This window comes from Methanosphaerula subterraneus, assembly GCF_052055875.1.
GTDB classification, from domain to species: domain Archaea; phylum Halobacteriota; class Methanomicrobia; order Methanomicrobiales; family Methanospirillaceae; genus Methanosphaerula; species Methanosphaerula subterraneus.
Window position 1 is genome coordinate 1,891,754 of the sequence record NZ_CP170508.1, and the last position, 13,016, is coordinate 1,904,769.

The 13,016-nt window shown below is 61.6% G+C and carries 13 protein-coding genes; 4 read left to right on the forward strand and 9 right to left on the reverse strand.

Annotation, left to right across the window (positions count from 1 at the left end):
- Window positions 1-51: 51 nt before the first annotated feature.
- The 5 genes from ACFKSJ_RS09095 to ACFKSJ_RS09115 all read right to left on the reverse strand — a co-directional run bounded on the left by ACFKSJ_RS09095 (window position 52) and on the right by ACFKSJ_RS09115 (window position 5,621).
- Entirely contained in the window at window positions 52-744 is a 693-nt protein-coding gene (locus ACFKSJ_RS09095; RefSeq protein WP_440949481.1) for a phosphoglycolate phosphatase, read from the reverse strand.
- On the reverse strand, window positions 738-1,721 hold the full coding sequence (gene radA / locus ACFKSJ_RS09100; protein ID WP_440949482.1) for a DNA repair and recombination protein RadA: 984 nt from the start codon (window positions 1,719-1,721) through the stop codon (window positions 738-740). The genes ACFKSJ_RS09095 and radA overlap by 7 nt, the downstream gene beginning before the upstream one ends.
- 165 nt (window positions 1,722-1,886) lie before the next feature.
- On the reverse strand, window positions 1,887-3,167 hold the full coding sequence (locus tag ACFKSJ_RS09105; protein WP_440949483.1) for a hypothetical protein: 1,281 nt from the start codon (window positions 3,165-3,167) through the stop codon (window positions 1,887-1,889).
- A gap of 19 nt (window positions 3,168-3,186) precedes the next feature.
- Entirely contained in the window at window positions 3,187-4,476 is a 1,290-nt protein-coding gene (lysA, locus tag ACFKSJ_RS09110; protein WP_440949484.1) for a diaminopimelate decarboxylase, read from the reverse strand.
- Window positions 4,473-5,621: an LL-diaminopimelate aminotransferase gene (locus ACFKSJ_RS09115; protein WP_440949485.1), complete on the reverse strand. Its 1,149-nt coding sequence runs from the start codon at window positions 5,619-5,621 to the stop codon at window positions 4,473-4,475. Before ACFKSJ_RS09115 ends, lysA begins: the two co-directional genes overlap by 4 nt.
- Window positions 5,622-5,795: 174 nt before the next feature.
- Here ACFKSJ_RS09115 and ACFKSJ_RS09120 point away from each other — a divergent pair, with 174 nt between their 5' ends.
- The gene (locus ACFKSJ_RS09120; protein WP_440949486.1) at window positions 5,796-6,665 is read left to right on the forward strand and encodes an alpha/beta hydrolase; all 870 of its coding nucleotides are present in this window, start codon (window positions 5,796-5,798) and stop codon (window positions 6,663-6,665) included.
- A gap of 44 nt (window positions 6,666-6,709) precedes the next feature.
- Window positions 6,710-7,045 carry a divalent-cation tolerance protein CutA gene (gene cutA, locus ACFKSJ_RS09125; RefSeq protein WP_440949487.1) on the forward strand — a complete coding sequence of 112 codons (336 nt, stop codon included), beginning with the start codon at window positions 6,710-6,712 and terminating at the stop codon, window positions 7,043-7,045.
- A 29-nt stretch (window positions 7,046-7,074) separates the two neighbouring features.
- On the opposite strand, the gene ACFKSJ_RS09130 is transcribed toward cutA, so the two are convergent.
- Both ACFKSJ_RS09130 and ACFKSJ_RS09135 read right to left on the reverse strand, forming a co-directional pair.
- Window positions 7,075-7,707, reverse strand: a complete 633-nt coding sequence (locus ACFKSJ_RS09130) for a TetR/AcrR family transcriptional regulator (protein ID WP_440949488.1) — start codon at window positions 7,705-7,707, stop codon at window positions 7,075-7,077.
- A 65-nt stretch (window positions 7,708-7,772) separates the two neighbouring features.
- Complete coding sequence (locus ACFKSJ_RS09135; RefSeq protein WP_440949489.1) at window positions 7,773-8,975, reverse strand: aldo/keto reductase; 1,203 nt, start codon at window positions 8,973-8,975, stop codon at window positions 7,773-7,775.
- Window positions 8,976-9,319: 344 nt separating this feature from the next.
- Between ACFKSJ_RS09135 and ACFKSJ_RS09140 the strand changes: the two genes are divergently transcribed.
- Together ACFKSJ_RS09140 and ACFKSJ_RS09145 are read left to right on the forward strand one after the other, a co-directional pair.
- On the forward strand, window positions 9,320-9,790 hold the full coding sequence (locus ACFKSJ_RS09140; protein WP_440949490.1) for a DUF1890 domain-containing protein: 471 nt from the start codon (window positions 9,320-9,322) through the stop codon (window positions 9,788-9,790).
- Entirely contained in the window at window positions 9,787-10,071 is a 285-nt protein-coding gene (locus ACFKSJ_RS09145) for a DUF1894 domain-containing protein (protein ID WP_440949491.1), read from the forward strand. The genes ACFKSJ_RS09140 and ACFKSJ_RS09145 overlap by 4 nt, the downstream gene beginning before the upstream one ends.
- A 284-nt stretch (window positions 10,072-10,355) precedes the next feature.
- Here the strand turns inward: ACFKSJ_RS09145 and thsA are convergent, their stop codons facing one another.
- Together thsA and ACFKSJ_RS09155 are read right to left on the reverse strand one after the other, a co-directional pair.
- Complete coding sequence (gene thsA / locus ACFKSJ_RS09150; protein ID WP_440949492.1) at window positions 10,356-12,011, reverse strand: thermosome subunit alpha; 1,656 nt, start codon at window positions 12,009-12,011, stop codon at window positions 10,356-10,358.
- 56 nt (window positions 12,012-12,067) lie between these two features.
- Entirely contained in the window at window positions 12,068-12,979 is a 912-nt protein-coding gene (locus tag ACFKSJ_RS09155; protein ID WP_440949493.1) for a transcriptional regulator, read from the reverse strand.
- Between the last annotated feature and the right edge of the window lie 37 nt (window positions 12,980-13,016).

The following is a 13,016-nucleotide window of genomic DNA, read 5'->3' on the forward strand; positions in this document are numbered from 1 at the left end:
TTAATAATCAGGTCAATAGACCTTTTTTCCGAAACGAAAGGTTCGATCCCTCTAAAAAAGTGACGGGAGGGCGTGCCTGACCGCCTCCACGAACCCTTCGCCATATCGTGCAGCGGTCACCCGGGTGGCCGCCGCCTGAACGGCCGGCCTGGCGTTGGCGACCGCGATACCGGTGCCGGCCCACTGCAGCATCGGGATGTCGTTCTCTGAGTCCCCCACTGCAAGGATCTGGTCTGCAGGGAGATCGAGTGCTAAAGCAAGCTGTTCCAGTGCCGTCGCCTTGCTGATGAAGAGCGACTGCAGATGGATCGCAAATCCGGTGTCGAGCACCTGCACCGGGCTGTTCGAGAGGAGTTCACGGACCTCCTCCACGGGGACGTTCCTGGCGAGCGCCAGGTCGGCGTACCGCTCCTTTGCCCCGAAGAGCTCGAGGGCAACCCCCTGCCGGTCAAAGTGAGCCTTGAGCAGGTAGTAAGCGTCCCAGCAGACCTGCTGATCGCCATGGATCTGCAGATCCCCGGTGAACCCGATCCGGTATACCCCACCGTTCTCTCCGATGAACGTGCCGTCGGTGCCGATCATCTTCGTGAGCGTGTTCATAAAGCAGGGGGTGTTGCCACTGGCGAGCACCACCCCAACCCCGGCATCGACGAGGGTTCTGATGCACTCGATCGCGCAGGTGCTGATCCGTCTGCGCTGATCGGTGATCGTCCCGTCGACGTCGGTGACGACGACCTTCAGCACGGCTTGAGACCACCCTCCTCCACCATAAAGGGAGCCTCCCCCTCGGGCAGGTTCGGACTGTCGACCAGCCGGGCGATACGCTTTCCACCCTTGCTCTTGCGCAGGTAGAGTCGGAAGGTCGCGGTGTGGCCGACGATGTTCCCCCCGATCGGCTTGGTCGGATCCCCGAAGAAGACCGCCGGGTTGGACATCACCTGGTTGGTGACCAGACCGACGGCGTTGTGCTCGTCGATCAGCTTGAAGAACTCATGCATGTGCCGGTTCAACTTCTGCTGCCGTGTGGCGAGGGTGCCCCGGCCGGCGTACTCGGCCCTGAAGTGGGCGGTCAGCGAATCGATGATGAAGATCTTCACCGGGCGGTCGCTGTTCTTCAGTTCTGCAGCCAGCTCGCGGGCCGTGTCGATCAGTAGCATCTGATGGTCTGATGTGTGTGCCCTGGCCACATGGATGTTGTTGAGGAACTCCTCAAAGTCGGGAAGCTCGAGTTCAGGGAAGTCAAGCCCTGCCACCATTTGTTCGATACGTTCTGGCCGGAACGTGTTCTCGGTATCGATATAGATCGCCGAGCCGTTCAGCCCGCCGACACTCTCGGGGAGCTGGACGTTCACGGCCAGCTGGTGGACGATCTGACTCTTCCCTGATCCAAACTCACCGTAAACCTCGGTGATGGCCTGTGTCTCAACGCCACCCCCAAGCAACTCGTCGAAGTCTGGGACGAGCGTCTTCAACTTGCGCACATTCTTTCTCTGTTCAAAGACGTCCTGTCCGGTCTTGAACCCCCCGATGTCGGCGATCTCACGAGCAGCCTTGATGATCTTCTTGGCTGACGCCTCGCCGATCTCTGCAGCCTCTGCAAGTTCGGTCGGGGAGGCCGTTGCGATACTCTCAACGGTCAAAAATCCTGCATCGCGGAGCTTCTCGGCCGTGGTCGGGCCGACACCGGGCAGGTCTTCAATTTCAAGCGGTCCTGCTGCCATGTAATGTACCTCCGGGCGAGTGCTCAGCACCGGCCCGTATCGATAGACGCCGGGCGCCGATCAGGCATTCCCGGTTTCACCATATATACTATCCACCTCAGGGCATATAGCCAGGCGACCATGCAGGGTGAAAGTATTCGATCCTCCCCGGGGGGAAGCTCCCATTCAGTCATCGATAAGGCGTTTGATTCGCTCTTTCACCGCATCATAGTCGGGAACCAGCAGCCGGGTGCTGACCGGGGTAAGCCGGTAGCCCTGCAGCACCCCGGTCATCTCCACTTCACGTCCGTGCGGCGCCCCGTCGGTCAGCAGGTACCGGCCGTCGTCGGTGTCCAGGAAGGTGCCGGCCCCGGTCACGATCACCGTCCCGGAAAGGGTCACCTCCTCAGGCGGGGGTGCCGGAGTGACGACGACACTCCCCCAGCCGGCACTCAACTCCAGGGAGCCCGACCGGCCGTTTCGGGCGGAGAGATGGTACAGGGAGAGGTCCTCGCCGACACTGATTCCCAGCAGGGCATGGTCCCCCCAGAGCACCACCGGCACCTCGGTCTCCTGGTCCCCGATGATCAGATTCCGCACCCAGGACCGGTCCCCGTTCCTGGTCACGAACTCTCGGGCCGGGTGGATCGCCCGGACTGTCCCAGAAACCGAGAAGGTCTGGTCCGGGACCAGCGCCGAGAGGGAGGTCATCGGGACGGTCACCTCCTGGTCGGTGGCTGTGATCTCTCCGGTCTCGCTGATCAGGTACTCGGGCTTTTCCGAGCGGCGGTTCCTGGTCGCCCCGACCAGTTTTATCACCTCCCCGGCTGAAAACCCGTCGAGGAGCGGGGGATACCAGCAGACCAGCCGGGCCGTCCCGGCTTCAGTGCCGATCAGGGCCCCAACCATCTCCCCGGTGGTCCCGTCCCGCCGCGAGAAGGTCCGCGGCTGTTCCAGGGCCAGCAGCCTGACCACCAGTTCGGGGGGGGCGTCTTCCCCCTCCTGCACAGGCTGCGGCACCTGGCACCGGATCTCACAGGCCGCCTTCTGCAGGGCCATCAGGGTGAACTCGCCGGCCCGCCGTTCGGAACGCTTCGCGATGATCTCAAAGACCTCGCCGACCTCGAGCTCGGCCGCGCCCTCGGCCCGCTCGTCCCAGAGCGTCACCTCGGCCCTGCCCGACTCGTCACCGACCGTCATCGTCGAGACCAAACCCTCGCTCCCGTCCTTGCGCGTAAACGTGTGCGGCGGGGTGACTGAGAGGAGCCTTGCAAAGAAGAGGACCAGGCTGGACCGGCCGGCCAGGTCCCGGATCTTCAGGTGCTGACGGCCGGCGTCCCGGACCACCAGCATCGCTGCGGTCTGCTCGTCGATCAGGTCGCCGCAGGCCGTGATCTGCGCCTCGACCTTCGCCTCGAACTCAGGTCCTGTCATCAGGTCGTCGACCAGAGCGTAGTGGAACTGCATGCTGTCAGAACTCTCCTGGTTACAGCCAGGGGGGGCGGACCATCGGGGCCAGCAGGTCGTCGACCGTCTCGGCCCGGCGCATCAGGGCTGCCTCGCCACCCCTGACCAGCACCTCGGCGCACCGGGGCCGGCTGTTGTACTGCGAGGACATCGAGAACCCGTAGGCCCCGGTGTCCAGCACGGCCACCAGGTCGCCCTCCTGGACGGCCGGCAGCTCCCGGTCCACCGCCAGCAGGTCGCCGGTCTCGCAGATCGGCCCTGCGACCGTGTACGTCCCGGCCATCGGCTGATCAGCCCGATTGGCCACGACGATCTCGTGATAGGAGTCGTACATCACCGGCCGAATCAGCAGGTTGAACCCGGCGTCTACATTCACGAACGTCTTGTGGGCCTTCTTCACCGAGTTGACCGTGGCCAGCAGCACCGTCGAGTCGGCGACCAGGGACCGCCCCGGCTCCACCCAGAGTTCTGGGTGGATGTTGCACTCCCTGATCCCGGCTAAAAAGACCGGCATCACAGCCGCTGCGTACTCTGCCGGCGACGGCGCTGTCTCGGAGGTGTGGTTGTACGGGATCCCGAGGCCGCCGCCCAGGTCCAGGAACTCGAGTTTGACCCCGAGGTCGGTGATCTCTTTGGCGATCCTGACCATCACCTCGGCAGCCTTCGCAAAGGGGGCGACGTCCAGGATCTGCGAGCCGATATGGCAATGGATCCCGACCGGTCGAATATTGTTGCAGGCGAGCGCCTCGGCATAGGCCGCCGGGATCTGCTGGTGCGGGATCCCGAACTTGCTGGAGGCGAGGCCGGTGGCGATCTTGGGGTGTGTCGGCACCTCGAGGGCCGGGTTCACCCGAAACGCGATCTCGGCAACCTTCCCGGCCTCGGCCGCCACCGCGTCGAGCTGGTGGAGCTCGTCGAGCGAGTCCACCGAGACCCGGATCCCGAGCTCGACAGCGAGGGCGAGGTCGGCGAGGGTCTTGGAGCTGCCATTGAAGAGGAGCTTGTGCGGGTCCATGCCGGCCTTCAGCGCCAGCGCCACCTCCCCGGAGGAGAAGACATCGGCACCGGCCCCTTCAGAGGCCAGGATCTGGAAGACGGCCAGGTTGCCGTTCGCCTTGGCCGCGTACAGCACCGAGATGTCGGGATAGTACGAGGAGAGGGCGTCCCGGTAGCCCTGCACCTGCGTTCGGATCCGGTCCTCGCTGGTCACGTACAGCGGGGTGCCGTACTGCTCGGCCAGGTCCACGCAGTTCTGTTCCCCGATACAGAGGTCGCCACCCCTGATGCTGAGGTGCGGGGGGAGGATCATCGGCTCATCCCCGCGATCCGATCCAGAGCTTCCTGGATCCGCTCCACCTGCCTGGTCAGGGCGAACCTGACATATCCTTCACCCGAAGAGCCGAACCCGAGGCCCGGGGTCGCGACGATCCCTGCCTCGTTCAGCAGCCGGGCCGAAAAGGCCATGCAGTCGTCGACCGGCATCCAGACGTAGAAGGTCGCCTTCGGAGCGGTCACCTCGTAGCCGAGGGACCGGAGTCCATTGACGAGCACGTCGCGCCGCTCTTTGTAGACCGCGCATGCCTCGCCGATACAGTCCTGCGGACCGGAAAGGGCCGCGATCCCGGCGTGCTGAACCGCGTCGAAGACCCCGGAGTCGACGTTGGTCTTCACCCGGCCGAGGCCGGCGAGGATCTCGGCGTTGCCGACGGCCATCCCGAGCCGCCAGCCGGTCATGTTGAAGGTCTTGGAGAGGGAGTGCATCTCGACACCGACCTCCATCGCCCCGTCGGCCTCGAGGAACGAGGGGGACCTGTAGCCATCGTACGAGATCTCAGAGTAGGCGTTGTCGGAGACGACGACGATGTTATGCTCACGGGCGAACTCGACGACCTCGTCGTAGAACTTCATCGGGGCGACCGCCGAGGTCGGGTTGTTCGGGTAGTTCAGGAAGAGGAGCTTCGCCTTCGCTACGACCTCCTTTGGGATGTCGTCGAGCACTGGCAGGAACTGCTGATCGGAAGTGAGCGGCATCTCGTGGATCGTCCCCTCGGCAAAGAGGGTCGAGGTCTGGTAGACCGGGTAGCCCGGGCTCGGGGCCAGCACCACGTCGCCGGGGTTCACGAAAGCCTCGGGGATGTGGGCGATCCCATCCTTCGAGCCCATCAGCGAGAGGATCTGATCTTTCGGGTCAAGGGTGACGTTGAACCGGTTCTGGAACCAGTCGGCGACCGCCGAGCGGAACGCCGGCAGCCCGGCGTACGAGGGGTAATGGTGGTTCTTCGGGTCCCGTGCGGCCGTACAGAGGGCCTCGACGATATGGGGCGGGGTCGGGAGGTCCGGGTCACCGACGCCGAGGTCGATGATGTCGACGCCCTGCTCGATCTTCTCTGCCTTCATCGCATCGATACGGGCGAAGAGATAGGGGGGGAGAGAACCCATGCGCTGTGCATACATTGCTGATCTATTGGTGGTTCACCGATAATTAACCTGACAGATCAGAGACATCCGCCCGGTGCCGGCCCTCTTCCGATACCGAGCAACATCTTGAAAAACTACGGTGCTGACGGGAGAAGAGAGAGTCATGGTGGCGGTCAGAGTGGATGAACATCATACGAGGGTCTGGTTTGCATGAGGGTACTGAAAACGATCATCTGCGGTGTCCTCCTCGTCGTCTGCCTCCTCTACCTTCTCCTGCCCGTCGGCTTTGGAGGGTATGCCTCGCTCCGGTTCCCTTCAGAGGTCGGCGACCCTCCGGCAGGGTTTCAGGAGATCACCCTCACCACTCAGGACGGTGTCGGCCTGAAGGGGTGGTACATCCCATCGCAGAATGGGGCGGCGATTCTGCTGCTCCATGGCGGCACCGGGTCACGCGAGAATATCCGTCCCTATGCCCATATGCTAGCCTATGAGGGCTTTGGTGTGCTCGCCATCGACCTCCGCGGCCATGGAGAGAGCGGCGGGGAGGGGAACGGTTTCGACTGGGACGGGACGCGCGACGTTGCAGCAGCGGTGGCCTATCTGCAGGAGCAGAACGTCAGCTCAATCGGCGGGCTCGGGACCTCGCTCGGTGGGGAGGTGCTGCTCGGAGCCGCCTCTGCCCAGCCGGCCCTGAAGGCGATCGTCAGCGACGGGGCGACCCATCGTTCAATCGACGATTACCTGATCCTTCCATCCAGGCAGAACCTGCTGCGGAGCTGGACGACCAGGCTGATGTACGCCTCGACAGCCGTCTTCACCGGCGACACCCCGCCGGTCACGATCCTCGACTCGGTCACGGCGGCGCAGGAGACCAGGCTGTTTCTGATCGCAGCAGGCACCGAGGAGCAGGAGATCGAGTACAACACCCGCTTCCTTGAAGCAGCCGGTGACCGGGCGTCCCTCTGGGTGGTGCCGGGGGCGAAGCATACCGGTGCTTTTTCTGACCGGCCGGAGGAGTATACTGCACAGGTCACCAGGTTCTTCCGGTCGGCCATGAACGTCAACCCCGCCCCTGCCTGATGGGGAGGGCAGGGTTTAAGTCGCCGGCAGTGTTCTCTCTGTTTATGAGCGACGAAGAGAAGGGTGCGGTCGTGGTCCTCTCGACCGCACCTGCCAGCGAGGCGGCCGACCTGGCCAGGTACCTGGTCGACCGGCACCTGGCGGCCTGTGTGAACGTGACGCCGGTGCAGTCCTTCTACCGCTGGGAAGGGGCCGTCCACCACGAGCCCGAAGAGCTTTTGATCATCAAGACCGCCGCCGACCTGGCAGAGCAGGTGACCGCGGCCATCTGCAGCCACCACTCGTACCAGGTCCCGGAGGTGATCGTCCTGCCGATCATCGGAGGATCGATAACGTACCTCGACTGGATCAGGGAGATGACCGGTGGACCGCCGGCATGATCCCCTGATCCTGATGTAGAGTGGGACGGTCACGGAGGCGGCGCCGGGAAATCCGAGGGTCGTTGCCTCCAGAGCATCGCAAGGCCATGCTCGATGATCTCCTCCTGAGACATCCCGGTATTCTGGGATTCTATCAGCCTCAGGATCCCGTTGATGATCCGGGAGATCATCACCGCATGGAACTCGAGCGGCAGGTCCTGCAGGATCCCATCACGGACCGCAGCAGTAGAGAGCTCAAGCATCCATGCACATTCGTCCTGCACCTGCTGCTTCACCTCATCCCCAAGGCTCGGGGAGTTGTAGAACTGATCCAGAAAGCGGACCTTCTCCGGGTTGGCCACGCCCCATGCGATATATCCCCGCAGACACCGCTCGATCCGCTCCTGTGTCGGGTACGTCGCATCGTCGTCGTTGCGGATCACCTCCGCCAGTTCCTTCTTGATCGAGAGGTACACCTGGTCGACGAGGCTGCTCTTATCCGGGAAGTAATGGAAGAGCGTCCCGGTCGAGACCTTCGCTTCTCTGCTGATCTGTGCGGTCGGTGTGGCATCCACCCCCTGCAGGGTGAAGAGCCGGAGTGCTGTGGCGAGGATCTTCTCCCGGTTCCCGGATGATCGTCCTGGATCGGATACAGGTGTCCGGCCAGGACTCCCGCGGCTCATGGTCTATCCTCACCCATCATCATGGTCATGTACCTCCAACCCTCCGTGAATCTCACGCTCCCCGATTATTCTTTGACCTCAGAAGAGAAGAGCATCCGGGCGAACGGGAGCAGGATCTTCGTGCGGAGCCCGCCCAGGGTACTCCCGACATGCTTCAGCTCTGCCGGGATCGCAATCTTCTGGGGACAGGCCTTAGAACACTTCCCACAACTCTGACAGAGGGACGCATCGGCCCTTGTTCCCGTCATCCCCCCCATCAGCATCATGCCATACGTTCCACGGGTCATGATACGGTTACCCCCCATGGAGTAATCATTGTACATGGAGAAGCACTGCGGGATGTTCACCCCGAACGGGCAGGGCATGCAGTAGCCGCAGCCGGTGCACCCCACCTTCATCAGTCGCCGGTACACCCCCGCCACCGCTTCGATCGTCGCCAGTTCATCGGTTGTCATCGAGCCGGGCAGGGAATCTTCGCAGGTCGCGAGGTTCTCTGCAATGTGCTGCTCGTCGTTCATCCCGGAGAGGACCACCGTCACCTCCGGGTGGTTCCAGACCCAGCAGAGTGCCCATGCGGCTGCCGACCGCTTCACGTCTGCACGGCCATAGATCTGCTCGATCTCTTTCGGGAGTTTTCCGGCCAGCATCCCGCCTCGCAGCGGTTCCATAACCATGATGGCGATATCCTTCGATGCCGCGTACAAAAGCCCCTCCGTGCCGGCCTGGTTGGTCTCATCGAGGAAGTTGTACTGGATCTGGCAGAAGACCCATGGGTAGGCATCGACGATCTCCAGAAAGGTCCGCTGATCCCCGTGGAATGAGAAGCCGGCATTCCGGATCTTCCCGGCCGCCTTCGCCGATTCCAGAAATTCCAGAACACCGAGGTCCAGCATTCGCTTCCACTGGCCGGCTTCGAGTGAGTGAATCAGGTAATAGTCGATGTGGTCGGTCTGGAGCTTCTTCAGCTGGATATCGAGGATCCTGTCCATATCCTCCCTGGTTTTCACATTCCAAGGGGGCAGTTTGGTGGCGAGCTTCACCTTCTCCCGGTATCCGCCCTGGAGCGCTCGCCCGAGGAACCGTTCGCTCTCCCCACCATGGTAGGGAGCCGCGGTATCGATGTAGTTCACGCCCTGATCGATGGCATTACGGATCTGTCGGGTGGCCCGTTCTTCGTCGATACTGCCTCTCTTCGTTGGAAGACGCATGGCTCCAAAGCCTAAAGCGGATAATTGATCGCCATTCCTGGGTACTCGCCGGTATTGCACTGGTATCACTCTCGTTGCCCGGGTTCAGACTCCCAGACCCAACTAGACTGATCAGTCTAGACTGATCAGTCAGTATGATAGATTCTGTATATAATCCTGATGATCCTGACTCAGAAGACCCTGTACGAGGAGTCTGGATGCGACGGGTCACGAAAGACCCCTGGCTTGATCCGGCGTGAAGTTGGAGTCTGAAGAAAGCAGGATTACTCCGGGCCCGCACCCCCGCAGAACAGAAGAGAGGTGAGTATTATCCCTTCCCCCGCGATACTAGAGTAGGATACCCGGATAATCTTTCGGACAGCGGCGGACGCTGCCCTGGACAGACCCGGATCTGGAGTGCTGCAATGGATACAGATACCACCACAGGAGAGAACGCACCGACCGCACTGATCCTGCTCGGGTGCCCGCAGGTACCGGTGCAGACCAGTGTCGCGATCTACCTCTGCCACGCCCTCAAAGCGCACGGGATTTCACCCACCATCGCCGGGACCACCTCAGCCAGAAAACTGATCGACGTCGCCGACCCCGAGGGGCATTATATCGGGGCCTCCATCGACCTCGACGCCTGCATCGCAGCAATAGCGGAGAAGGAGCGTGACTTCGACCAGGTCTTCGTCTTCGTCCACAACGACGGCGGGGTCTCGTATGCCGGCACCATCTCGGCCATCTCCAGCGGGAGGCTGATCGCCGTCGTCTATGGCGAACATGCCGAGGAGGTGGCGGCTACGATCACCTTCCCCTGCGAGAAGGTCGTCGCCAAGGCCGTCCACAATCCGATGCCGCTCGTCCATAAGTTAAAGGAGGTTCTGCAATGAGCTGTATCGAGAATATCAATTACGAGATCCTCATCCAGGGGGCCTCGTTCAAGGAGAGCAGCGAGTACATCAGGGCGCACTTCACCGAGTACTACGAGGTGCAGCCCGGGTATCGGCTCTTTGAGAACTACCTGATCGGGGTGCCCCCGGTCACCATCGGGGTCGAGGGGGACGATGTGATCTTCCCGTACACCAAGCCCTGCCGCGGCACCTTCCTCCTCCGGGCCGAAGGAAAGGAGGAGATCGAGAAACTCCGGGCTTTACCGAAGCAGAAGCGTTGAAGTGAAGAGACGCTGCATTTCTTTTTTTACGGGATTATTGTCGAAAACCTGACAGTTGATACCTGCCAGGTTTTCTCAAATTCCAGTTCTCCCGTAAGGGAGAAGCGGTAATCCCCAAAATAGACCAATTTCCAACTCTACGATTGGTCAAGGATGGTGTGTTCAATACGGTAATCCAAAAAGGTCGACGCCAGCCGCTGGCCAATACAGGCCAGGCCCTGGCATCAAGAAGTTTGGGGGGCGTAGTGCCCCCGATAAAAGAATCGGGGTAGAGGGGTGGACCTTCAGTAGTCCATGCCGCCCATACCGCCCATTCCTGGTGGCATGCCGCCCATTCCCGGTGGCATACCGCCCTCTGGACCTGCCGACCTGGACGAGGCGATGACATCGTCGATCCTGAGGATCATCACGGCTGCTTCTGCAGCGCTGGAGATGGCCTGGGTCTTGACCCGCAGTGGCTCGATGACCCCTGCTGCGAGCATGTCCCCTGCCTTGCCCTCGTAGACGTCGAGACCTGCGGTCTTCTGTCCCTTCTCGTGAGCGGCACGGAGCTCGACGAGCATGTCGATCGGGTCGAGACCTGCGTTCTCTGCAAGGGTCCTCGGGATGATCTCAAGGGCGCTGGCAAAGGCTTCGATGGCGAGCTGTGCACGGCCACCGACGCTGGACGCGTAGAGTTTCAGACGCTGGGAGAGCTCGGTCTCCGGTGAGCCGCCGCCGGCGACCAGTTTCTTGTCCTCGATGACGACGGAGACGACCCTGATGGCGTCTTCCATTGCACGCTCGAGTTCGTCGACCACGTGCTCAGTTCCGCCGCGGACGATGATCGAGACCGCCTTGGGGTTCGAGCACTCGGTGACGAAGATCATCTCTTCGCCGGAGACCTTCTTCTCCTCGATGAGCCCTGCAGTGCCGAGCTCGTCCTTGCTGATCGCGTCGATCGAAGAGACCATGGACGCGCCGGTCGCACGGGCCAGCTTCTCCATGTCGCTCTTCTTCACACGGCGGACCGCAAAGATCTTTGCCTTTGCAAGGTAGTGCTGGGCGATGTCGTCGATACCCTTCTGACAGAAGAGCGTGTTCGCGCCGCTGGCGATGATCTTGTCGACGATGTTCCTGATCATCCGCTCTTCCTCGTCGAGGAATGACTGGAGCTGGTCAGGGCTCGTGATGTTGATCTCTGCATCGACTTCGGTCTTCTTGAACTCGACCGCTGCGTTTAAGAGCAGGATCTTCGCGCCGACGACCTTCTTTGGCATCCCGGGGTGGACACGTTCCTTGTCGATCAGCATGCCCTCGATGATCTCAGAGTCCTGGATCGAGCCGCCGACCTTCTTCTCCACCTTGATGTTGTCCTTGTCGACGGTGCCGTCGTCTTCGGCGACCATCGTGACTGCCCGAACGACCAGGTCGCAGAGCTTGTCCTTGGCAGCCTCTGCACCCTTGCCGGTCATCGCGGTCTCTGAGATCTTCTTGAGCATGTCGAGGTCGGTTGCCTTCACCGGGATCGCGATCTCGGCGAGGATCTCCTGGGCCTTCTCTGCTGCCATCCGGTAGCCGTGGGCGATCACGGTTGGGTGAACGTCCTGGTCGAGCAGGTCCTCTGCACGCTTTAAGAGTTCGCCGGCGATCACGACAGCGGTCGTGGTCCCGTCCCCGACCTGATCGTCCTGGGTCTTGGCGACCTCGACCATCATCTTTGCGGCCGGGTGTTCGATGTCCATCTCCTTGAGGATTGTGACACCGTCGTTGGTGATCACAACATCGCCGATCGTGTCGACGAGCATCTTGTCCATGCCCTTTGGTCCGAGCGTGGTCCTGACCGCGTTGGCTACAGCCTTGGCTGCGTTGATGTTGTTCCCCTGCGCGTCACGTCCACGGGTCCGTGAACTTCCTTCCTTAAGAATAAAGATTGGCTGTCCTGCAAGCTGTTGAGACAAAGTTATCACCTTATGTAGCGATAAATTTGGTTTGTGGTTCTATATAAAAATTGCGTCTAATCGAAGAGTTCGATCAGTTCTTCGCCGTCCTCGATGGCGTGGAGCTCCTCCTCGCCGATGATCAGCGTCTGCCCGACCTTCTTTCGGATCGGACCGTCGATCGCCACGCACATCGCATGCGTATGCGTGATCGCCGAGAGGTTCCCGATCAGACCGGCGCGCTTGACCACCTTCTCTGCAGTGCCGTACCCGGTCAGGATCATCTCCCCCTGAAAGGTAGCCAGCACCTGAAACGGTGCACGCCGGAGCGCATGCAGCTCGAGCCCGATCTGCTCGAGGACGGCCAGCGCCTGGACAGGGAGACGTTCCTGTGGCTTGCCTGCAAAGTGGGAGGTGTACTTCAGCAGGTCGATCGACTCGATCACCCCTGAGTCGAAGACCTCCTCGATCTTGATGGCGATCTCGAGCGTCGTCCCCATCCCGCTCTCGTACTTGCTGATCGTTCGCCGCGAGACCCCGAGCACAGCGCCCAGGTCCCCGAGAGACATGTTCCGCTGCTCGCGCAGCCCTCGGAGCACGTCCCCGTTGATGTTTACGTACAGCCCGCCCGGGGAGGCGTAGACCAGCGGCGGGATCCCGTCGACCAGATAGTCGTACAGGGTCTCGGGGTTGATGGCGATGATCCCGTACCGGAGATAGACCGCACCCCGCTCCAGGTCCGTGTCCCGCGCCCGGCCCCCGATGATCAGGGGGGAACCCTCGAGGTGACCTGCGATCAGGTCGAGATCCCTCGCGATCTCCTCGGAGACGTTGTCGATCGGGGACGAGACCTTGATGATCAACAGCAGGTTGCCTTTCTTCGCGATGAGGTCAAAACTACGTGGACGTATCGCACATCGTTCTGATACCTCAAAACCGGCGATCAGCAGTACGCTGATCGCCTTCTGAAAGAGCCGATCCTGCACCATTGACCTGACGAATGCATATAGACCCCCCGGCTAATAA

Excerpts from the sequence above, each read along its gene's own strand:
- radA (WP_440949482.1), bottom strand. The coding sequence starts at position 1,721 with ATGGCAGCAGGACCGCTTGAAATTGAAGACCTGCCCGGTGTCGGCCCG.
- ACFKSJ_RS09105 (WP_440949483.1), bottom strand. The coding sequence starts at position 3,167 with ATGCAGTTCCACTACGCTCTGGTCGACGACCTGATGACAGGACCTGAG.
- lysA (WP_440949484.1), bottom strand. The coding sequence starts at position 4,476 with ATGATCCTCCCCCCGCACCTCAGCATCAGGGGTGGCGACCTCTGTATC.
- ACFKSJ_RS09115 (WP_440949485.1), bottom strand. The coding sequence starts at position 5,621 with ATGTATGCACAGCGCATGGGTTCTCTCCCCCCCTATCTCTTCGCCCGT.
- ACFKSJ_RS09120 (WP_440949486.1), top strand. The coding sequence starts at position 5,796 with ATGAGGGTACTGAAAACGATCATCTGCGGTGTCCTCCTCGTCGTCTGC.
- cutA (WP_440949487.1), top strand. The coding sequence starts at position 6,710 with ATGAGCGACGAAGAGAAGGGTGCGGTCGTGGTCCTCTCGACCGCACCT.
- ACFKSJ_RS09130 (WP_440949488.1), bottom strand. The coding sequence starts at position 7,707 with ATGAGCCGCGGGAGTCCTGGCCGGACACCTGTATCCGATCCAGGACGA.
- ACFKSJ_RS09140 (WP_440949490.1), top strand. The coding sequence starts at position 9,320 with ATGGATACAGATACCACCACAGGAGAGAACGCACCGACCGCACTGATC.
- ACFKSJ_RS09145 (WP_440949491.1), top strand. The coding sequence starts at position 9,787 with ATGAGCTGTATCGAGAATATCAATTACGAGATCCTCATCCAGGGGGCC.
- ACFKSJ_RS09155 (WP_440949493.1), bottom strand. The coding sequence starts at position 12,979 with ATGGTGCAGGATCGGCTCTTTCAGAAGGCGATCAGCGTACTGCTGATC.